Raw genomic sequence first — 21,540 nt, 5'->3', positions numbered from 1 at the left:
GTCTTTGCTTCCTGCTTGAAAAAACAATTTCACCGTTCATTGGGTTGTTCTTACAACAATTACTTGTAGTTTATCACAGAATAAATAAGAAGTATAGAAACTAGGAAGTGAAATGAGGAAACCTTAGAAAATTTCAGAAAGTCTGAAAAACAAAAATAGAAAACTAGATTACTAGGCAGACAGAAACGTTTTATTTATGCTATATTGGAGTCATTACGGTATAGAGAGAGGCGAGAAAAAATGAAGTTGATGTTGCGGTATACCTTGCGCTACAAAAAGCTATTATTGTTTGATTTCATCAGTGTTTTCGGATTTATCTTGATTGAGTTGGGGTTGCCGACGATTTTAGCCATGATGATCGATAAGGGGATTGGAAATAACGATTTTAATTATGTACAGAAGATGGGGATTATAATGATTGCGATTACGGTAGTCGGTATAATTATGAGCATCTCCTTACGTTATTTCAGTTCTCAGATTACCTCTAGAATGGTTGCAGCTATTCGTGATGATCTTTTTGAGAAAGTTCAGACTTTTTCTCATTCAGAGTACGAACAAATTGGTGTGCCATCTTTGATTACTAGAGCGACGAATGATGCTTATCAAATTATGTTATTCATGCAAAATATTTTAACCACTGGTTTTATGACTCCGATGATGTTTGGAATGAGCCTATATTTGATTATGCGGACAAGTCCGGGTCTGGGTATATATGTTTTGCTGTCGTTGCCGATTTTATTATTGGCGGTTATCTTAATTGCAAAGTATTCAGAGCCACTATCAACGAAGCAACAAAATAATTTGGATGATATTAATGGTATCTTAAGAGAAAATCTTTCGGGCTTACGAGTGATTCGTGCTTTTGTAAACGAAAAATTTGAGGAGATGCGTTTTCGCCTAGTCAATGACGCGTATACAAATAGCTCTAAAAGCTTATTTCATTTGATGGCAGTTGCTCAGCCCGGATTTTTCTTCTTATTTAATATTGTGATGGTCCTAATTATTTGGAATGGAACAGTCCAGATTAGTCACGGAGCATTGGCGGTTGGGACCTTGATTGCTTTTATCGAGTACATTTTTCATGCACTGTTTTCATTCATGCTTTTTGCGACAGTATTCATGATGTATCCTCGAGCGAATGTTTCAGCACAGCGAATTCAAGAAATTTTTGACATGGATCCGCTGATCAAAGACAACCCTGAAAAAATTGCGGAGCCAACAGAAAAAAGTTCATTAGAGTTTCGAGATGTGACTTTTGCTTACCCAGGGCATGCAGAAAGTCCTGTGATCAGAAATGTTAGTTTCACAGCAAAACCAGGAGAGACTGTTGCATTTATTGGCAGTACAGGTTCAGGAAAGTCGACCCTGATTCAATTAATCCCGCGCTTCTATGATGTGACAGAAGGACAAGTCTTGGTCGATGGACAAGATGTACGAGATTATCGCTTAAAGGATTTGCGCAAAAAAATCGGTTATATTCCACAAAAAGCACAATTATTCACAGGGACGATTGAAGATAATTTACGTTATGGGAAAAAGGATGCGACTCAAGAAGAAATGGAACAGGCTGCTGAAATTGCTCAAGCTGCGGAATTTATTTCACAAAAACCTGATGAGTATCAAGAAGAATTATCGGAAGGCGGCAGTAATTTTTCAGGCGGGCAAAAACAACGTTTAGCAATTGCGCGGGCAGTGATTCGTCGTCCAGAAATATATATCTTTGATGACAGCTTCTCAGCGTTGGATTATCAGACTGATGCAAAACTGCGGGCTCGTTTAAAAAAAGAAACGACTGAATCAGCTGTTTTGATTGTTGCTCAACGAGTTGGAACGATCATGCATGCAGACAAGATCATTGTATTGAATGAAGGGGATGTCGTGGGGATTGGTACACATCGGGAGTTGTTAGAAACTTGCCCGATTTATTATGACATAGCCGCATCACAGTTAACGAAGGAGGAATTGGCATGAGAAAATACACTTCTTCTTTAAAACGATTGATGCATTACATCAATCCTTATAGAAAAACATTTATTCTTGTTTTAGTATTAGCTATCGGGACATTGATTTTAGGAACATGGATGCCTTATTTAACTGGGTTGCCTACAACGGAGGTCAGCAAAAATATCGCACAAGGCGATTCGATCAATTTTGATTATGTTTTCAAATGGCTAGTCGTGATTGTGATCGTTGGTATAGCCTATTGTGGTACACAGTTAGGAACGGGCTGGATGATGGCAAATGTTGTCCAATCCGCGATGCGGGATCTGCGGGAAGATATCGAAGCAAAGATTAATCGTTTGCCAGTATCTTATTTTGACCGAAACCAGCAAGGAAATATTTTATCACGAGTAACTAACGATGTTGATGCCGTTAGCAATGCGATGCAGCAGGCGATTATAAAATCAATAAATGCCGTTTTAGGAATTTTACTAGCAGTTGCAATGATGTTTTACATCAATCCTATGATGGCGGTCATATCAATGATTATGATTCCCTTGTCAATCGTCATATCCAGAAAAATTGTTCAGGTCTCACAGAAGGACTTTCAAGGAATGCAAAATTCACTTGGAGATCTGAACGGCTTCGTACAAGAAAATATGACTGGATTCAGTGTTTTGAAATTGTACGGGCGTGAACAAGAAACCTTAGCGGGGTTTAGCGAAGTCAATCATAAATTACGTCGATTTGGTTTTCGGGCTGCTTTTGTTTCAAGTTTGATGCAGCCACTTGTTCAATTGACAGCTTATGCGACTTATATTGCGATGGCGATATTAGGAAGTTGGAACGTAATCCACGGTGTGATCTTAGTCGGACAATTGCAAGCCTTCATTCAATATATTTGGCAGGTCAGCCAGCCGATGGGAGAGATCACTCAATTATCTTCTATGATTCAAAGTGCTTCTGCTTCTGCAAAACGTGTTTTTGAAATTTTAGATGAACCTGAAGAAGAACTAAACGAGCAGGATTTATCGCTATCAGAACCCGTGCAAGGAAATGTGATTTTTGATCATGTGAAATTCAGCTATGATCCGAAGAAACCGCTGATTGAAGACTTGAGCTTTGAAGTTAAGGCGGGAGAAACAGTGGCAATCGTTGGTCCGACAGGTGCTGGTAAAACGACATTGATCAATTTATTAATGCGTTTTTATGATATCGACAGCGGTAAAATTTTGATCGATGGTGTGAACACACAAGAAATGAACCGTTCTGATGTTCGTTCATTATTCGGTATGGTTTTACAGGATGCATGGCTGTACGAAGGGACAATCGGGGATAATATCCGATTCGGTCGTTTAGAAGCAACTGATTACGAAGTTGTTGATGCCGCAAAAACAGCTAATGTGGACCATTTCATTCGAACAATGCCAGGTGGTTATGAGATGGAAATCAACTCTGAGGGAAATAATGTTTCTCTCGGACAGAAACAGCTGTTGACGATTGCTCGGGCGATTATTTCTGATCCTAAAATCTTGATTTTAGACGAGGCAACTAGTTCAGTAGATACTCGTTTAGAAGGATTGATCCAAAAAGCAATGGATCGTGTGATGGAAGGGCGAACGAGCTTTGTAATTGCTCACAGACTATCAACTATTCGAGATGCAGATCATATTTTAGTGATGCGCGATGGTCAAATTATTGAACATGGTACACATAATGAATTGCTAATACAAGGCGGCTTCTATGAGCAGCTTTACAATAGTCAGTTCATGGAAGAAGCAGAATAATTTTTTAGAGGAGCGCTGATAAGTGCTCCTTTTTTTCTATACCTATATTTTATATCGACAGAGTGAAAAGGCTATCTATGATAACAAATATACAATCAAGATAAGTAATTTCAGTGTGTTTTGCAGAATGAACCTAATGAAGACAGACCAGGCAATTAAGGAAGAAACGGAAGATAAATGCTATACTTACTTGGAAAGAAATTGAGCAAATTATAAAAAAGACTACTGGTTTTGGAGGGAAGAAAATGTCAAATTTTATTGCCGATAGCGCAGATGTTTATGGAGATGTGAGGTTAGGAACGGGGGCAACCGTTTGGTTTCAAAGTGTTTTGCGAGGAGATAGCAATACAATCTCCATTGGGAAAATGAGCAATGTGCAAGATGGGACAATCGTACACGTTGATCATGACGCACCAACGGTTATTGAGGATTATGTGACCATTGGACATGCTTGCATCATCCACGGTTGTACTGTACATTCCGGGGCCTTGATTGGAATGGGAGCGACGATTTTGAATCATGCAGTTATCGGGGAAAATAGTTTAATCGGGGCTGGATCGCTAGTGACAGAAGGAACCATCATTCCGGCAAACTCGTTAGCTTTTGGATCACCAGCGCGGGTGATCCGTCAATTGACTCAAAAAGAAATTGAAAAAAATCGAGGGAATGCGGAACATTATTATGAATTAGGACAAGCCTATTTAAAGAATGAGATCTCTTCGCTCCATCTAAAGGGAGCTGCACATGAGGGAAACTAGCTTTTTATTATTGCAGGCACAGCTAAGAGCATTATTTCCTGATGAAGGATTAAATCAATTGGCTATTTACGAAGATATAACAGAACATTTTTTGATCTTTTCTAATCGCGGACTTCACGTTTTGGAAGAGGATGAATTAACAAAAACACCACGAAATGTCTATTACACAACGGATAGTTTAAGACCTTTTTCAATTAGACAACAGGCTGGAGTCTTTGAATTAGTTATAGAAACTGTTGGGGGTCGGCTATTTGTATTAGCATTTCCGGATCAGAGTGATGCGCACCAAGCGATGCAGACTCTCATTGAACTCTTAGCATAATAAGACGCTTTAGTGTAATTTTTTTATAGATCCCATTATAATCTTACTTAAAGGAAGTGATGAAAAATGGACGGGAACAAATTTGATCAGGAGCCACTAAACGAGAAAGAATTATTGGACCGAGGGTATCGCCAATATCATGGAGAGGGCATCGACATTTATTACAATAAAGATATTTGTGCACATATTGGGAATTGTGTCCGAGGAAATCCAGAAATTTTTGAGGTAGGACGCAGACCGTGGATCATTCCGGATAACGGTAGTGTTGAAAGTGCTAGCTATGTTGTAGATACATGTCCAAGTGGCGCTTTGAAATACGTCGTCAAAAAGTAGTTAACTGCTTAATGAATAATTCAGATTAAGGGGAATCATTATGGAAATTAAAGAAGAAAAAGAACGTTTTGTCTTATTGAACGATGAAAACGAAGAAGCCGGAGAAATGACTTGGTCAAATGCTGGTTCAGAAATCATGATTATTGATCATACGTTTGTTGACCCAACCTATAGAGGTCAAGGATTAGCGGAAAAACTAGTTGCTGCTGGGGTAGAAAAAGCCCGAAATGAAGGCAAAAAGATCATTCCTTTATGTCCGTTTGCTAAAAAAGAGTTCGAAGAAAAATCAGAATATGCAGATGTTTTAAGAAAATAAGTTTATGACTTCTCTAGTCAAACGACTTCAATTGTGCTAAAGTAAAAATGAGGTAGTTTGGAAATAAGGAGGATCATCTTTTGTATAATTTTATTTTGGGCGTTATCTTAGTTTTGTCGGTAATCATCGTCATCACGATTATGATGCAACCTAGCAAACAAAATAGTGCTGCAAGTGCTTTTACTGGTGGTGCAGATCAATTGTTCGGAAAGCAAAAGGCACGCGGCTTTGAAGCTGTGATGCAAAGATCAACCGCTGTTCTAGGTGCGGTTTGGATGATTTTGCTCTTCGTATTAATGTTTTTATCAAGCAAATAAAACCGACCTCTCAATTGAGAGGTCTTTTTTATTTTGTATTTGCACTAAATCAAGTACACTTTAAGGTAGAACAAGGATGGTAATTCTATTGACCCTATTATAATCAAATTAATAATTAGTCTGCATATGAAGCTAATAAAAAGTTATAATCCTTAAAGAGGATTTTTAATGCACAATGAGTCCAATAGAATGATATACGAGGAGTGAAGAAAATGGTCCAAACACCTGATTCGTTGTTTTTACCTCATGGGAAACGAGCAGTTCTACTTCTACATGCCTATTCTGGCAGCCCAAATGATGTACGAATGTTGGCGCGTTTTTTAGAGAAATTGAATTATACAGTTTATGTTCCTCTGTATACAGGGCATGGAACATCAGATCCTTTGGATATTTTACAGGAGACTTCTGAACGTTGGTGGCAAGATAGTCAACAAGGTGTAGAATTTTTAAGATCCAAAGGGTACCAAGAGATTGCTGTTTTCGGTCTTTCAATGGGCGGAATTTTTGCAACACGTTTATTAAGTGCTATGCCAGCAAATTCTTTTATTGCCGGTGGTTTTTTCTGTTCTCCTGTTGCACCTGTCAAAACCAATGTGACTAAAAACTTCCTATTATATGCGCAACAAGTACTAGAACGAAATGGTGTAAAAACGACGAAGGAAAAAATTGAGAATTACCGACCGTTAGTTGAGCGTCAATTAGGAACGATCGAAGAGCAGGCACGCATTGCGAATGACCACTTGGCGAAAATCACTTGCCCGTTTTTTATGGCTCAGGCAGGTCAAGATGAAATGATCGAAGCTGAAGGAGTCTTTCGAACGGCAGAACGGTTGAAGCAGACTACCTTTACCTTGAAATGGTATCCTAAAAGTGGACATGTGATTACTGTGGGACCTGAAAGAAGACAATTAGAACAAGACGTGGCAGATTTTTTAGCTGGTCTTGGCTGGAGAGAAGATAATGGAGAGAAAAACAATTAAAACAGAAATACTGGCTGGGTTGAAAGCAGCCAACAAAAAAAGTCTTTCAATGGAAGAATTGGCAGAATTATTAGACATGCGTAAAAGTGAAGATTTTAAAGTATTAGTTAAAGCTGTAGCGCAATTAGAAAGAGAAAAAGCATTAGAATTTAACAAAAAAGGCCGAATCAAATTGCCTTTTCAACCGATTGAAGTTGAAGGTGTCTTCCGTCGAAACGAACGCGGATTTGGTTTTGTGACGATTGATGCTGAAGAGCCTGACGTCTTTATTCCCAAAGATGCGACAAATTTCGCGATGGATGGCGACATTGTCATGATTGATATCCAAAAAAATGCAGATCTTTTTTCTGACCGCGGTGCTGAAGGTCAAGTTGTTTCTATTAAGGAACGAAAAATTCAGCAAATCGTTGGTGAGTTTACTGCCTTTGATGTGGATGAGATTGCAGAGTCTGATTTGTTTGGTTATGTGACTCCGAAGGATAAGAAAAGTGCGCAATTTAAAGTTTTTATTGCGGCAGAGGGAATTCAACCTGTTGATGGGAGTATTGTCATCGCTGAGATCACTCATTATCCAGAAAAAGGGTATGCTACTAGTTTGGAAGGGATGATTACTAAAGTTATAGGCCATAAGAACGATCCGGGTATGGATATTTTATCGATTGTGATCGCGCAAGGGATTCCTACACAATTTCCGGATGAAGTGCAGACTGCATCTGAACAAGTGCCTGATAAAATTGTGGAATCTGATTTGGTTGACCGTCGTGATTTGCGTAATCAACAAATCGTTACAATCGATGGTGCTGATGCTAAGGATTTGGATGATGCGGTGACTGTGCGCAAACTAGAAAATGGAAATTATTTCTTAGGTGTCCACATTGCGGATGTTTCCTACTATGTAACTGAAGATAGCATATTAGATAAAGAAGCTTTTGAACGAGGAACGAGTGTCTATTTGACAGATCGTGTGATTCCTATGATTCCCCAGCGCTTGTCTAATGGGATATGTTCTTTGAATCCGCAAGTACCTCGTTTAACAATGAGTTGTGAAATGGAAATTGATCTTAGCGGGTCGATTCTACATCACGAAATTTTTCAAAGTGTTATTCAAACGAGTGAACGGATGACTTACTCAGCGGTTAATGCGATTTTGGAGGAAGACGATACACAAACAATCGAACGATACAATGATTTGGTGCCGATGTTCCACTTGATGAAAGAACTTCACCAAATCCTTGAAACTCGTCGCAGTCGTCGTGGTGCAATTAATTTTGAAGACCGTGAAGCAAAAATTATTGTTGATACTGAAGGACACCCTATTGATATTGAATTGCGTGAACGTGGTGTTGGAGAGCGGCTGATTGAATCTTTTATGTTAGCAGCAAATGAAACAGTTGCTGAACATTTTAATCGTCTAAAATTGCCATTCATCTATCGAATCCATGAACAGCCAAAGGAAGAAAAAATGCAACGATTCTTCGACTTTGCAGCAGCATTGGGTATTTTAGTGAAAGGGACTAAGAATACGATTACTCCGAAAGATTTACAGCAAGTGATACATGATGTAGAAGATAAGCCAGAAGCAGCGGTAATCAATACGATGCTATTACGCAGTATGCAGCAGGCACGCTATTCGGAAGATAATTATGGGCACTATGGATTGGCTGCGGAATATTATACACATTTCACTTCGCCAATTCGTCGTTATCCTGATTTGATCGTTCACCGCTTGATTAGGACATATAGTCAAGATCAAAGTGATGCCGCAAAAGAAAAATGGGCAGAAGCTTTACCTGATATCGCTGATCATAGTTCGAAAATGGAACGCCGATCTGTGGAAGCTGAGCGAGAAGTCGATAGTATGAAAAAGGCTGAATATATGCAAGAAAAACTCGGCGAAGAGTTTGATGGCATTATCAGTTCTGTGACGAAGTTCGGGATTTTTATCGAACTACCGAATACAGTAGAAGGAATGATTCACCTGAATGAATTGAAGCAAGACTATTTCCACTTTGTTGAAAACCAATTAGCGTTAGTAGGGGAACGTACACGACAAACATTTAAAATCGGTCAAAAAGTTCGAGTAAAAGTCACGAAGTCTGATCCGCAAACTCGGGAGATTGATTTCGAACTTCTAGAGGCAGAAGAAATACCTTCTTTAGATCTGCCAAAAAACAATCGTCGCGATCAAAGAAGAAAACCGACTGGAGAACGAAGGAATAATAATTCTGAAAAGCATTCAGGTAAAACTACTGATCGTACCAAAAAAGAAAAAGATAGAAAAAATAAAAAAGGAAAGAAACCTTTCTATAAATCAGTAGCTAAAAAGAAAAAATCAGGTAGAAAGAAGGGGTAGCATGCCGAAAGGTGAAGGTAAATTAGTGGCGCAAAATAAAAAAGCGCGGCACGATTATACGATCATAGATACGATTGAAGCTGGAATTGTATTGCAAGGTACAGAAATAAAATCGATTCGTAATAGTCGAATCAACCTGAAGGACGGGTTCGCCCGGATTCGAAATGGCGAAGCTTTTTTATACAATGTGCATATCAGTCCCTATGAACAAGGAAACATCTTTAATCATGATCCTGTACGCACACGTAAATTACTAATGCATAAAAAACAGATTGCACGTTTAGCTGGGGAAGTAAAAAATACCGGAATAACACTAGTACCATTAAAAGTATATTTGAAAGATGGGTACGCGAAGGTTTTGATAGGTGTTGCAAAAGGGAAACATCAATATGATAAACGGGAAAGTTTGAAGCGTAAAGATGTCGATCGACAAATTAGTCGGACACTGAAAAATTATTCTCGCTAACAAAATATTCTTTTTCGCATATTTGGTGAGAATTTCTTTACTTCACAATGGATTTTGATACGATTGGTTACAATCTATACTAGCCATTTTATGTGCTAAACCAGCTACTTAAGGCGTATAGACAGAGATTAAATAACGTTAGAGAAAATATCTCTGACTTATTCGAAAATTTTTAGGAAAATTCTTTGAAATTTTCTTTCTCTGGTGGTAACATACGATAGTATTTTGAGGAGCAGCACTAAGCAGGCAAGAGCTGGCTCGAGTCGCTGGGAAGAGAGGTGAACTTGATTGAATGAAAAATCTTGGTTTTTCCATATTGGCCCCATATGGTTTGATGGAACGGTAACAACAATGATTATCGTTACGTGTGTGATTGTTTTTTTCCTTGTTTATGCATTTACACGCAACCTATCATTGAAACCTAAAGGGAAGCAAAACGCAATTGAGTGGGTCATTGATTTCACTACGAATATTGTTGGTGACAATATGCCTCGTAAAGAAGTCAGAAATTTTAGTTTGTTCTCATTTACGTTGTTCTTATTTATTTTTGTAGCAAACCAAATTGGGCTAGTCACAAAAATTGTCACAGGTAATGAGGTGACTTATTGGAAAAGCCCAACAGCAAACCCTTTTGTAACGATGGGGCTGGCATTACTAGTATTAGTCTTAGCCAATTACTTAGGAACTGAGAAATTGGGGCTAGGCAGTTACATCAAAAATTCTTTCTTCACACCTGCGGGATTATTTCCGATTAAATTGATGGAAGAATTTACAAATGTTATCACGTTAGGCTTACGTCTTTACGGAAACATTTTTGCGGGGGAAGTATTGCTTTCACTTATTGCAAGTATGGTCACTAGTACCGGATGGTGGACTTTGCCATTCGCTATCCCGCTTGAAATGATTTGGATCGCATTCTCACTATTTATCGGTAGTATCCAAGCTTTTGTTTTTACTACTCTATCTATGGTTTATATCAGTCATAAAATCGAGGTAGAATAATTTAAAAAATTTAACACACTTTTAGGAGGAAAATTATTATGAACTTTATCGGTGCAGGAATCGCAATCATGGGAGCCGCAATTGGGGCTGGTTATGGTAACGGACAAGTAATCTCAAAAGCAATTGAATCAATGGCACGCCAACCAGAAATGTCAGGACAAATTCGTTCAACTATGTTTATCGGTGTTGGTTTGATCGAAGCTGTGCCAATTCTAGGTGTTGTATTAGGTATGTTGATGGTTTTCCAAGGTTAATAATTGATACTTTTTTATTGCGACTCATCCCAATGATGAGCAGGAGAACCGTATAACGGTTCTTTTAATGAGAAAGAACAGAAAGGAAGACCGAGTATGCTGAATCTAGTTATTGCTGAGGCTGTCAATACAACACTTGGCAATTTAATCGCCGTTACGGGAGCTTTTGTAATCCTAATGGCATTATTGAAAAAATTCGCGTGGGGCGCTGTCCAAGACATCCTGAAAAAACGTGAAGATAAGATCGCCAATGATCTAGATTCTGCCGAACAATCTCGGATCAAAGCGGCTGAGTTGGAGAAAGAACGAGAAACTCAGTTGGCAAGTTCCCGTAGTGATGCGGCAGATATCATTAAGAATGCGAAGGAAAGTGGCGAATTAAGCCGCCAAAACATCATCAAGGATACAAAAGAAGAAGTTACTCGTCTAAAAGATCGTGCGCAAGCGGAAATCAAAGATGAACGCGAAAATGCATTGACTTCTGTTAAAGATGATGTGGCAACACTTTCTCTACAAATCGCAGAAAAAATCTTGAGTAAAGAGCTTTCGCAAGATGCTCATCAAGATTTGATCAACAACTATATGGACAAGTTAGGTAACACAGAGCATGAAGCTTGATAAATATACTGTTGGTAAACGTTATGGAAAAGCTTTGTTTGAATTGGCGATCGAAAATGAAGCGGTCGATGACGTTTATCAAGAGTTGTTGACGATTCGGGAAATTTGCAAAGAAATTCCTGATCTGGGAAATATTTTGACTGATGTTCGTTTAGAAGGTGCTGAGAAGAAAGCGATTATGGATGCGTTCACTGGCGGATTTGACGGCATTGCAAAAAAATTTCTATTAGTTGTTTTTGAATATAACCGTAGCGATGATCTTCCTTTTATGATTGAAGAATTCGAACATCGTTATGATGCATTAAATAAAATCGCACACGGAACAGTCACCACGGCTGTACCGCTCTCTCAAGAAAAGAAACAAGAGCTTGAAGCAAAAGTCGCTGATGTTTTTGGCTACCAGAAGGCCACGCTAACCCCGATAGTTGATGAGTCAATTCTCGGCGGTGTCATTGTTGAAGCCGATCATCAAGTGATCGACGGCAGCCTCGCCAGCCAATTAAATGGTCTACGAGCAGCACTTAGTAAAAAGTAGAGAAGAAGAGGTGAAATGAATGGCCATCAAAGCAGAAGAAATCAGTGCTTTAATCAAAGAACAGATTCAAAATTATGATAATAAGTTGTCTGTTGAGGAAATTGGAACAGTCACTTATGTTGGGGACGGAATTGCCCGTGCCCATGGTTTAGAGAATGCAATGAGTGGAGAGCTCTTAGAGTTTTCCAACGGCTCTTATGGAATGGCACAAAACTTAGAAAGCAATGATGTTGGTATTATTGTTTTAGGTGAATTTGAGTCCATTCGTGAAGGAGATAAAGTAAAACGTACCGGGAAAATCATGGAAGTGCCAGTCGGTGACAACATGATTGGTCGTGTCGTTAATCCTTTAGGACAACCGATTGATGGTATGGGCCCAATCGAAACCAGTAAAACCCGACCAGTAGAGGCAATGGCTCCTGGTGTTATGCAACGTAAGTCAGTGTCTGAGCCAATGCAAACAGGTTTAAAAGCAATTGATGCACTTGTTCCCATTGGTCGTGGTCAACGTGAATTAGTCATTGGCGACCGCAAAACTGGTAAGACGTCGATCGCAATTGATACGATCATCAATCAAAAAGGTCAAGATATGATTTGTATTTATGTTGCTATCGGCCAAAAAGAATCTACAGTACGTTCACAAGTGGAAACACTTCGGAAATTCGGTGCTATGGATTATACCATCGTTGTAACAGCAGGTGCTTCTCAACCTGCACCGCTATTATTTATCGCGCCGTATGCTGGAACCGCAATGGGTGAAGAATTCATGTACAACGGCAAACACGTATTAGTTGTTTTTGATGATTTATCAAAACAAGCTGTTGCTTATCGTGAACTGTCATTACTATTACGTCGTCCGCCAGGTCGTGAAGCTTATCCAGGGGATGTCTTCTATTTACACTCACGTTTATTAGAACGTGCAGCAAAACTTTCAGATGAATTAGGTGGGGGTTCGTTAACAGCTCTACCATTCGTCGAAACACAAGCTGGCGATATTTCTGCTTATATTCCGACTAACGTGATTTCAATCACTGATGGCCAAATTTTCTTAGAAAACGATTTGTTCTACGCTGGTATTCGCCCAGCTGTTGATGCGGGTTTATCTGTGTCACGGGTTGGTGGTTCAGCACAAATCAAGGCAATGAAAAAAGTTGCCGGAACACTTCGTTTAGATCTTGCCAGCTATCGTGAATTAGAAGCCTTCACGCAATTCGGTTCTGATTTAGATGCTGCAACACAGGCCAAATTAAATCGCGGACGCCGAACGGTTGAAGTGCTAAAACAAAAATTGCATGATCCACTTCCTGTTGAAAAACAAGTAGTGATTCTTTATGCCTTGACTCATGGTGTGCTTGACAGTATTCCAGTGAATAGCATTTTGGATTTTGAAGCACAATTATTTGAGTATTTGGAAACGAACCATTCTGATTTATTTGCAACGATTCGTGATACAAAAGAATTGCCAGATACAGATAAACTAGACGGAGCGATCCAAGAATTCAAAGACATTTTTGATGCTTCATCTGCTAACCAAGAAAAAGCATAATCGAGGTGAGAATAAATCATGGCATCCTTAAATGAAATCAAAACACGGATTGCATCGACAAAGAAAACTAGCCAAATCACCAATGCTATGCAAATGGTATCAGCATCCAAATTAACGAAATCAGAAGCTTACTCAGCAAAATTTCAACTTTACGCTTCAAAAGTACGTGAAGTGTTGACGCATTTAACAGCGAGTGAATTAACTGAGTTGGCAAACTCTGGCCGCGAATTAGGCGGCATCAATTATCATAGCATGTTGTTGAATCGTCCAGTCAAAAAAACGGGGTACATCGTGATAACTTCAGATGGCGGTTTGGTCGGAGGGTACAATAGTTCTATTTTAAAACAGACTATGACGATGCTTGAAGATGATCATGATTCTGCTGATGAATATGTTTTGCTAGCCATTGGTGGAACCGGAGCGGACTTTTTTAAAGCTCGCGGCGTTAAATTGGCTTATGAATTACGCAATTTATCGGATCAACCAAGCTTTGATGAAGTACGAAAAATCGTCTCGATGACGACTAGCATGTATGAAAACCAAGTGTTTGATGAACTGTACGTATGTTATAACCATCACGTTAATTCATTATCCAGTCAGTTTCGAGTAGAAAAAATGCTGCCGATTTCTGATTTGGATCCAAGCGAGGCACAAACCTATCGTGAAGAATATCTATTCGAGCCTTCAAAAGAAGCGATTCTTGATCAATTACTTCCGCAATATGCTGAAAGTTTGATTTACGGAGCGATCGTTGATGCCAAAACGGCAGAACATGCGGCTGGAATGACAGCGATGAAGACAGCAACAGATAATGCAAGTGCCATCATTGGTGATTTAACGATTTCATACAACCGGGCCCGTCAAGCGGCGATCACCCAAGAGATTACTGAAATTGTCGGCGGGGCTTCCGCATTAGAATAATTTCGAGATTGGAGGAAAAAACATGAGTTCAGGCAAGATTGTTCAAGTTATTGGTCCCGTTGTCGACGTGGAATTTTCTTTAGATCAATCCTTACCAGACATCAACAATGCGTTGATTGTTTATAAAAAAGATAAAACAAAAGTTGTGCTTGAAGCTGCTTTAGAACTTGGTGATGGTGTTATTCGCACGATCGCTATGGAGGCTACTGATGGTCTGCAGCGCGGGATGGAAGTTGTTGATACTGGCAAATCAATCTCCGTTCCTGTAGGTAAAGACACTCTAGGTCGTGTGTTTAACGTATTAGGTGAAACGATTGATAAAGAAGCACCTTTTCCAGAAGATTCAGAAAGAAGTGGTATCCACAAAAAGGCGCCTACTTTTGAAGAACTTAGCACGAGTAATGAAATTTTAGAAACTGGGATCAAAGTTATCGACTTACTGGCTCCTTACTTAAAAGGTGGGAAAGTCGGACTTTTCGGTGGTGCCGGTGTTGGTAAAACCGTTTTGATCCAAGAATTGATTCATAATATTGCACAGGAACACGGTGGTATTTCCGTGTTTACCGGTGTTGGCGAACGTACTCGTGAAGGGAACGACCTTTATTATGAAATGAAAGACTCTGGCGTTATTGAGAAAACAGCCATGGTGTTCGGACAAATGAATGAGCCGCCTGGTGCCCGGATGCGGGTTGCTTTGACCGGTTTGACATTAGCTGAATACTTCCGTGATGAAGAAGGGCAAGATGTGCTGTTGTTTATCGACAACATCTTCCGCTTTACTCAAGCCGGATCAGAAGTTTCTGCCTTACTAGGACGGATGCCATCAGCTGTTGGTTACCAACCAACTTTGGCAACTGAGATGGGGCAATTACAAGAACGAATTACTTCAACCAAAAAAGGTTCAATCACTTCGATCCAAGCCATTTACGTACCAGCCGATGACTATTCTGACCCGGCGCCAGCGACAGCTTTCGCCCATTTAGATGCAACAACGAACTTGGAACGTAAATTGACGGAACAAGGGATTTATCCAGCCGTTGACCCATTGGCTTCATCTTCAAGTGCATTAGCACCTGAAATAGTTGGAGAAGAACATTATCGTGTAGCGACAGAAGTTCAACGAGTTTTACAACGTTATCGTGAATTACAAGATATTATCGCTATTTTAGGGATGGACGAATTATCTGATCAAGAAAAAGTGATCGTATCTCGTGCTCGTCGGATTCAATTTTTCTTGTCACAAAACTTTAATGTGGCGGAACAATTTACTGGTCAGCCTGGTTCATACGTACCCGTTGAAAAAACTGTTGAAGGTTTTAAGGAGATTCTTGAAGGAAAATATGACGATCTCCCTGAAGATGCCTTTCGCAGTGTAGGTACGATCGAAGATGTCATCGAAAAAGCGAAAACTTTAGGCTACTAGAAAGAGGTGCCCGATGGAACAAGAAAAAAACAAAGTTCTGCAAGTGAACGTTGTTACTCCAGATGGCAACGTTTATGATCACAATGCAACCATTGTAGTTGCAAAAACAGTTGCTGGTGAAATTGGGATTTTACCTAACCATGCACCGATCATTGCGCCTCTTGCCATCGATGAGGTTCGTGTTCGCCGAACGGATGCTGATACGCACGTTGACTGGATCGCAGTCAATGGTGGGATCATGGAAGTTCGAGACAATGTGTTGACGATTATAGCCGATACAGCTGAACGTGAACGTGATATCGATGTCTCTCGTGCGGAAAGAGCTAAACAACGTGCGGAAGCGCGAATTCAAGAAGCGCGGGAAAAAGAAGACACCGACCAATTAAGTCGTGCTGAGGTGGCATTGCACCGTGCGATGAATCGGATAAAAGTATCAAAACATCGATAATAGTTTGAAGAGTCATGCCAACTAGTTTTTGGCATGACTCTTTTTTATTTGTTTTTAAAAGAAAAAAAGGATCAATAAATTAAGGATGCTTATACCTAAAACGGATTTTTTAAGCTATTTTGACAAATGAATACGTCCAAAATTTTTTAAAGAACTTTTTAAGAATAAATAATTATTTTTTTACTAATGGAGAATGAAAAGTGAACGTTAAGTTTTTTAAAAGTTTCTGAACAGTCCTTTGAGTATGCAAAGTATTCTTCTTTATCAGAAACTGTGATATAATCCAACTGTTGATTTTTTTTGAAAGGATACAAATTATGCAGGTATATGGAATTGATGCAATCGTGAGAATCGTCTCGCATTTTTCCTTCATCTATTTAGCTTTCTGGTCTTTAAGATCATTGCGCATAGAAAATCTTTTTAAGGCATTTAAAGAAACACAGGTTCGTCTTGTGATTTTGATGATAGCTATTGCTTTAGGTTTTACTTGCAGTACATTCTTTTTAGAAATCATTCTTTTGTGTAAAAATATATTTTTGACATTTAATTAAGATACATATACGAGGAAATCGATTAGCTTTTTTGGAGGGAATACAATGGAAGAGATCATCGTTCGTGGTGGTAAACAATTAAAAGGAACAGTACATATTGAGGGAGCAAAGAATGCTGTGCTACCTATTTTAGCTGCAACTTTATTGGCTGAAGAAGGAACATCAACACTGAGTAACGTTCCAATTTTATCGGATGTCTTTACCATGAATCAAGTGATTCGTTATTTAAATACAGATGTTGAGTTCAATGAAGAGACGAAAGAAATTACAGTGGATGCTACACGCCAATTAAACGTGGAAGCACCTTATGAATATGTAAGTAAAATGCGCGCATCAATCGTTGTGATGGGTCCGTTATTGGCTCGCAATGGGCATGCAAAAGTTGCAATGCCGGGAGGATGTGCAATTGGTAAACGGCCAATCGATCTACATTTAAAAGGGTTTCAAGCTCTAGGTGCTAAAATTATTCAAAAAAATGGATACATCGAAGCAATCGCTGACGAATTGGTTGGGGATACTATTTATTTAGACTTTCCAAGTGTCGGCGCAACGCAAAATATCATGATGGCTGCTGTAAAAGCTAAAGGTACAACTGTGATCGAAAACGTTGCGCGTGAACCTGAAATTGTTGATTTAGCGAACTTCTTGAATAAAATGGGTGCTAGCATTCATGGTGCGGGAACAGAAACGATGCGTATTGAAGGCGTAGACCATCTTCATGCTGTGTCTCATCCAATCGTTCAAGATCGTATCGAAGCTGGAACTTTCATGGTTGCTGCTGCAATGACAGAAGGTAATGTTTTGATTGACGGTGCGATTCCTGAACACAATCGTCCGCTGATTTCTAAATTGATTGAAATGGGCGTTAAGATTAGTGAAGAAAATGACGGTTTGCGTGTAATTGGTCCTAAGTCTTTAAAAGCGACTGATATTAAAACGATGCCTCATCCAGGGTTCCCAACAGATATGCAAGCGCAAATGACGGCTATTCAATTAGTGGCTGATGGTGTCAGCACAACGACGGAAACGGTTTTTGAAAATCGTTTCCAACATTTAGAAGAAATGCGTAGAATGAATGCACAAGTAAAAATCGACAATAATGTTGCTTTGATTAAAGGTGCTTCTGAGTTGCAAGGTGCGGAAGTGTACGCGACTGATTTACGCGCAGCTGCGGCATTAGTTTTAGCTGGTCTAAGAGCAAATGGTATTACACGCGTTCGTAATTTAAAATATTTAGATCGTGGATACTATCAATTCCACAAAAAATTGCAACAATTGGGTGCTTATGTGGAGCGTGTAGACAATGAAAGTAAGCGAGCAGCTGACTTAGCAACTGTATTAGCTTAAGGAGTGGATATATGAGTTCAGGTGAACATGTATTACGCAGCTTGATTCGAATTGTAGCCATTTTACTTGCGGGTGTTTTATTATTTGTCATCGGCAGCATGATTGGTTATGGAGTGATGGGCGGCGGAAATCCATTTAAAGTGCTATTGCCAGATGTTTGGCGCCATATTTTAGATTTTGTTCATTAATACGTATAATGAAAATTGTGTAGATTATTGATAAAGGGATTGTTCCATTTCTTTGGTTCAATCTCTTTTTTTGCAGTTTTTGAAAATAGAAACTACAATAGTAAAAAGTATTATTTAATTGATTGAATACTAAGTGTATTAAAAACGTAATAGCGTTAATAGAAATAGGTGTATAGATTTTTATGCTATCATAAAATTTGAGCTACTATAGGAACTAGTTTGAGGTGAGAGAATGAGTTTTATGGGTAATGGTTTAATTTTTTTAGTACGGGGATATCAACGTTTTATCTCGCCGTTAACACAACCTTCTTGTCGTTATTATCCATCATGTTCTAGTTATATGATCAAAGCTATTCAGATTCATGGAGCGTTTAAAGGCTTTTTGATGGGCGTTTCGCGAATTTTAAGATGCCATCCTTTTGCTAAGGCTGGTTTAGATTATGTACCAGTAAAATTTTCGTTGAAAAAAAATTTAATCGATAGAGAAGAGCCTAATTATCAAAATCTAAAAAAGAATTCGTAATATGAAGCGATTTAATAGGTATTGTTAACAGAAAATTTCTATATAAAGATTGTTCGATGATTGCGGGTAAAAATAGTAGAGAAGTTATTGTAAAGAATAGTGGTATTTTCTATGTCTGTTTACGACTGTATCAACTTATGGGATTGAAAAAGAGTAGAATCCCACTCACTATTTTTTTAGAAGCCATTCGGAAGCTGCTATAACAATCGATCAACACTTTAATATTAAGTTATTTTAAATGAATCTCTTTGACTGTTTGTAGGTCAGAGAGATTTTTTTTAGTTATCTGATAATTTTGAATCAAGTGTGTAAGCGCTATAAATTGTTTGAGTATTGCCGAATTATTAAAATATTCAGAAAATTTAATTGACAGTGAGAGTTTTTTCCTATATATTCTTTATTATCTTAACTATTTATCATTATTTTATTAGGGGGAAACAGGATGAAGAAAAGAACAGTGGCTGCTCTAGCAGCAGGGTTGTTTTTGTTTGGCGCATGTGGTTCGCCTAAAGCTAACGATAGCAGCAGTGGAGAAGATGCTAAGACGATTAAAATCGGTGGGAACTTCGAATTATCTGGCGCTGTAGCTGCATACGGCGAAGCTGAAAATGAAGGTGTCAAATTAGCTGTTGAAGAAATTAATAAAGATGGCGGAATTGACGGAAAGAAAATCGAATACATCTCAAAAGATAATAAGTCAGATAATAATGAAGCTGCATCTGTTGCAGCAAATTTAACAACAAAAGATGGAGTAGTAGCAATTATTGGACCAGCAACTTCAGGGGCGACAAAAGCAACATTACCGAATCTAACTAAGGCTAAGGTTCCAGCAGTAACACCATCTGGGACGGATGATGCCATTACTGTACAAAAGGGTAAGGTTCAAGATTATATTTATCGTTCTTGTTTCCAAGATAGTTTCCAAGGAATTGTTTTGGCTAAATATGCCGATGAAAACTTAAAAGCGGACAAAGCCGTGATTTTAGGCGATAATTCAAGTGATTACGCGAATGGCTTGAAGAAAGCATTTAAGGATACTTATAAAGGGAAAATTGTAGCCGAGGAGAATTTTACTGCAGGTGACAAAGATTTCCAAGCGATGTTAACCAAAATCAAAGATAAAGACTTTAACGTTATCTATATTCCGGGCTACTACACAGAAGCTGGCTTGATCATCAAGCAAGCACGTGAAATGGGTATCGAGCAGCCAATCATCGGTGCTGACGGCTTTGGTGATGAAAAGTTAGTTGAAACAGCAGGCGCAAGCAATGTAAAAAATGTTTACTATACTGGGCACTTCTCAACAAAAGCTCCAGCAACAGATAAAGTTGAACCGTTTGTAAAAGCTTTTGAGAAGAAATATAGCAAACAACCATCTTCATTCAACGCTTTAGCTTATGATTCGGTTTATATGATTAAACAAGCAATTGAGGATGAAGGAAAAGCAACGCCGGAAGCAATTGATAAAGGTCTAGCGAATTTGAAAGACTTTGAAGGGGTTACCGGTAAGATTTCAATGGACAAGGAACATAATCCTGTAAAATCAGCGGTTGTTCTTGGTCTAACAGATGGGAAAGAAACTTCTGCTGAAACCGTTAATCCATAATTATTCGGTAAAAGCAGGCAAGGGGGGTGTGCCAATGAACTTTGGTACACTCCCTTTTAAGAATCAAGGTCGTAAAAATGATCGACCACTCTATTTTTTTGAAAAGTGATGTGATAAAGATGGAAATATTTATTCAGCAAATTGTCAATGGGCTTTTCCTAGGTAGTGTCTATGCGCTAATGGCGCTGGGATATACTATGGTTTATGGAATTATTAAATTAATCAACTTTGCTCACGGCGAAATTTATATGATTGGTTCGTTCATAGGGTATTTTTTGATCAATCAGTTCAACATGGGATTCTTTCCGGCGTTAGTCTTGTCAATGGCGGGTAGTGCAATTCTAGGAGTAGTGATTGAGTTTTTAGCTTATCGACCATTAAGAAATTCAACGAGAATCGCTGCGTTGATTACGGCGATCGGGGTTTCATACCTGTTACAAAATACAATGATCTATTTCTTCAGTTCGACAACACGACCATTCCCTCAGGCTATTAAGCTGCAAGTCTACAAGATCGGCTTCTTGAGTGTATCAAATATCCAGTTGTTGATTTTAGGTCTGTCATTATTCTTGATGATTGCTTTGAATCTGATCGTCCAAAAAACGAAGATGGGAAAAGCGATGCGTGCAGTAAGTGTGGATACGGATGCTGCTCAGTTGATGGGGATTGATGTGAATCGTACAATTTCTTTTACCTTTGCTTTAGGATCTGCACTGGCCGCAGCAGGTGGAATGATGATCGGGTTGTACTATAACTCGATTGATCCAATGATGGGATATATTCCAGGATTGAAATCATTTATTGCGGCTGTTCTAGGCGGAATCGGAATTATTCCTGGTGCCGCGATTGGCGGATTTGTTATCGGTTTAATTGAAACATTGACTACTGCATTAGGTTTTTCTGATTTTAAAGATGCAGTGGTTTACGCTGTATTGATTTTGATTTTATTAGTTCGACCGGCCGGTATTTTAGGCAAACATGTAAAAGAGAAAGTGTAGGTGGGTC

At 38.9% G+C, this 21,540-nt stretch carries 24 protein-coding genes; all 24 read left to right on the top strand.

Translation table 11 applies throughout. The features are described from left to right. Positions 1-240: 240 nt before the first annotated feature. Positions 241-1,971 carry an ABC transporter ATP-binding protein gene (locus tag IGI38_RS10485; RefSeq protein ID WP_438729588.1) on the top strand — a complete coding sequence of 577 codons (1,731 nt, stop codon included), beginning with the start codon at positions 241-243 and terminating at the stop codon, positions 1,969-1,971. Then, positions 1,968-3,728: an ABC transporter ATP-binding protein gene (locus IGI38_RS10480; protein WP_438729586.1), complete on the top strand. Its 1,761-nt coding sequence runs from the start codon at positions 1,968-1,970 to the stop codon at positions 3,726-3,728. The genes IGI38_RS10485 and IGI38_RS10480 overlap by 4 nt, the downstream gene beginning before the upstream one ends. Positions 3,729-3,973: 245 nt before the next feature. Further along, the gene (locus tag IGI38_RS10475) at positions 3,974-4,486 is read left to right on the top strand and encodes a gamma carbonic anhydrase family protein (RefSeq protein WP_438729583.1); all 513 of its coding nucleotides are present in this window, start codon (positions 3,974-3,976) and stop codon (positions 4,484-4,486) included. Further along, positions 4,473-4,808 carry a hypothetical protein gene (locus IGI38_RS10470; protein WP_438729580.1) on the top strand — a complete coding sequence of 112 codons (336 nt, stop codon included), beginning with the start codon at positions 4,473-4,475 and terminating at the stop codon, positions 4,806-4,808. Before IGI38_RS10475 ends, IGI38_RS10470 begins: the two co-directional genes overlap by 14 nt. A 66-nt stretch (positions 4,809-4,874) precedes the next feature. Continuing rightward, complete coding sequence (locus IGI38_RS10465) at positions 4,875-5,141, top strand: (4Fe-4S)-binding protein (RefSeq protein WP_438729577.1); 267 nt, start codon at positions 4,875-4,877, stop codon at positions 5,139-5,141. 40 nt (positions 5,142-5,181) lie between these two features. Then, the gene (locus IGI38_RS10460; protein ID WP_438729574.1) at positions 5,182-5,457 is read left to right on the top strand and encodes a GNAT family N-acetyltransferase; all 276 of its coding nucleotides are present in this window, start codon (positions 5,182-5,184) and stop codon (positions 5,455-5,457) included. 80 nt (positions 5,458-5,537) lie between these two features. Continuing rightward, a complete protein-coding gene (secG, locus tag IGI38_RS10455; RefSeq protein WP_071857487.1) occupies positions 5,538-5,774 on the top strand; it encodes a preprotein translocase subunit SecG in 237 nt (78 codons plus the stop codon). 212 nt (positions 5,775-5,986) lie between these two features. Then, the gene (locus IGI38_RS10450; RefSeq protein ID WP_438729570.1) at positions 5,987-6,754 is read left to right on the top strand and encodes an alpha/beta hydrolase; all 768 of its coding nucleotides are present in this window, start codon (positions 5,987-5,989) and stop codon (positions 6,752-6,754) included. After that, positions 6,735-9,107 carry a ribonuclease R gene (rnr, locus tag IGI38_RS10445; RefSeq protein ID WP_438729567.1) on the top strand — a complete coding sequence of 791 codons (2,373 nt, stop codon included), beginning with the start codon at positions 6,735-6,737 and terminating at the stop codon, positions 9,105-9,107. Before IGI38_RS10450 ends, rnr begins: the two co-directional genes overlap by 20 nt. Position 9,108: 1 nt before the next feature. Continuing rightward, positions 9,109-9,573 carry an SsrA-binding protein SmpB gene (smpB, locus tag IGI38_RS10440; protein WP_010746755.1) on the top strand — a complete coding sequence of 155 codons (465 nt, stop codon included), beginning with the start codon at positions 9,109-9,111 and terminating at the stop codon, positions 9,571-9,573. Positions 9,574-9,861: 288 nt separating this feature from the next. Continuing rightward, positions 9,862-10,575, top strand: coding sequence for a F0F1 ATP synthase subunit A (gene atpB / locus IGI38_RS10435; protein WP_438729564.1), 714 nt, complete (start codon positions 9,862-9,864; stop codon positions 10,573-10,575). Between the two features lie 38 nt (positions 10,576-10,613). Further along, the gene (atpE, locus tag IGI38_RS10430) at positions 10,614-10,829 is read left to right on the top strand and encodes an ATP synthase F0 subunit C (RefSeq protein ID WP_010746753.1); all 216 of its coding nucleotides are present in this window, start codon (positions 10,614-10,616) and stop codon (positions 10,827-10,829) included. Between the two features lie 96 nt (positions 10,830-10,925). Next, complete coding sequence (gene atpF, locus IGI38_RS10425; protein ID WP_438729560.1) at positions 10,926-11,447, top strand: F0F1 ATP synthase subunit B; 522 nt, start codon at positions 10,926-10,928, stop codon at positions 11,445-11,447. After that, complete coding sequence (gene atpH / locus IGI38_RS10420) at positions 11,437-11,982, top strand: ATP synthase F1 subunit delta (RefSeq protein WP_438729557.1); 546 nt, start codon at positions 11,437-11,439, stop codon at positions 11,980-11,982. Before atpF ends, atpH begins: the two co-directional genes overlap by 11 nt. A 19-nt stretch (positions 11,983-12,001) precedes the next feature. Beyond that, positions 12,002-13,528 carry a F0F1 ATP synthase subunit alpha gene (atpA, locus tag IGI38_RS10415; RefSeq protein WP_438729555.1) on the top strand — a complete coding sequence of 509 codons (1,527 nt, stop codon included), beginning with the start codon at positions 12,002-12,004 and terminating at the stop codon, positions 13,526-13,528. 15 nt (positions 13,529-13,543) lie between these two features. Then, a complete protein-coding gene (locus IGI38_RS10410; RefSeq protein WP_438730405.1) occupies positions 13,544-14,449 on the top strand; it encodes a F0F1 ATP synthase subunit gamma in 906 nt (301 codons plus the stop codon). Positions 14,450-14,471: 22 nt separating this feature from the next. Further along, positions 14,472-15,872: a F0F1 ATP synthase subunit beta gene (atpD, locus tag IGI38_RS10405; protein ID WP_438729552.1), complete on the top strand. Its 1,401-nt coding sequence runs from the start codon at positions 14,472-14,474 to the stop codon at positions 15,870-15,872. Positions 15,873-15,885: 13 nt separating this feature from the next. Next, positions 15,886-16,320, top strand: coding sequence for a F0F1 ATP synthase subunit epsilon (locus tag IGI38_RS10400; protein WP_438729549.1), 435 nt, complete (start codon positions 15,886-15,888; stop codon positions 16,318-16,320). A 317-nt stretch (positions 16,321-16,637) separates the two neighbouring features. Continuing rightward, a complete protein-coding gene (locus tag IGI38_RS10395; protein WP_438729547.1) occupies positions 16,638-16,871 on the top strand; it encodes a DUF1146 family protein in 234 nt (77 codons plus the stop codon). Between the two features lie 45 nt (positions 16,872-16,916). Continuing rightward, complete coding sequence (murA, locus tag IGI38_RS10390) at positions 16,917-18,218, top strand: UDP-N-acetylglucosamine 1-carboxyvinyltransferase (protein ID WP_438729545.1); 1,302 nt, start codon at positions 16,917-16,919, stop codon at positions 18,216-18,218. Positions 18,219-18,229: 11 nt separating this feature from the next. After that, positions 18,230-18,406, top strand: a complete 177-nt coding sequence (locus IGI38_RS10385; protein WP_438729543.1) for a DNA-directed RNA polymerase subunit beta — start codon at positions 18,230-18,232, stop codon at positions 18,404-18,406. Between the two features lie 232 nt (positions 18,407-18,638). Continuing rightward, positions 18,639-18,929, top strand: a complete 291-nt coding sequence (yidD, locus tag IGI38_RS10380; protein ID WP_438729541.1) for a membrane protein insertion efficiency factor YidD — start codon at positions 18,639-18,641, stop codon at positions 18,927-18,929. A gap of 442 nt (positions 18,930-19,371) precedes the next feature. Beyond that, positions 19,372-20,535: an ABC transporter substrate-binding protein gene (locus tag IGI38_RS10375; RefSeq protein WP_438729538.1), complete on the top strand. Its 1,164-nt coding sequence runs from the start codon at positions 19,372-19,374 to the stop codon at positions 20,533-20,535. Positions 20,536-20,654: 119 nt separating this feature from the next. Then, a complete protein-coding gene (locus IGI38_RS10370; protein ID WP_438729536.1) occupies positions 20,655-21,533 on the top strand; it encodes a branched-chain amino acid ABC transporter permease in 879 nt (292 codons plus the stop codon). The last annotated feature ends 7 nt before the right edge of the window (positions 21,534-21,540 follow it).

It is taken from the genome of Enterococcus sp. AZ128, assembly GCF_051714485.1.
In the GTDB taxonomy this organism is placed as follows: Bacteria; Bacillota; Bacilli; order Lactobacillales; family Enterococcaceae; genus Enterococcus_A.
The sequence above is the reverse complement of the archived record's forward strand: the minus strand, read 5'-3'. Positions and strand labels throughout refer to the sequence as shown.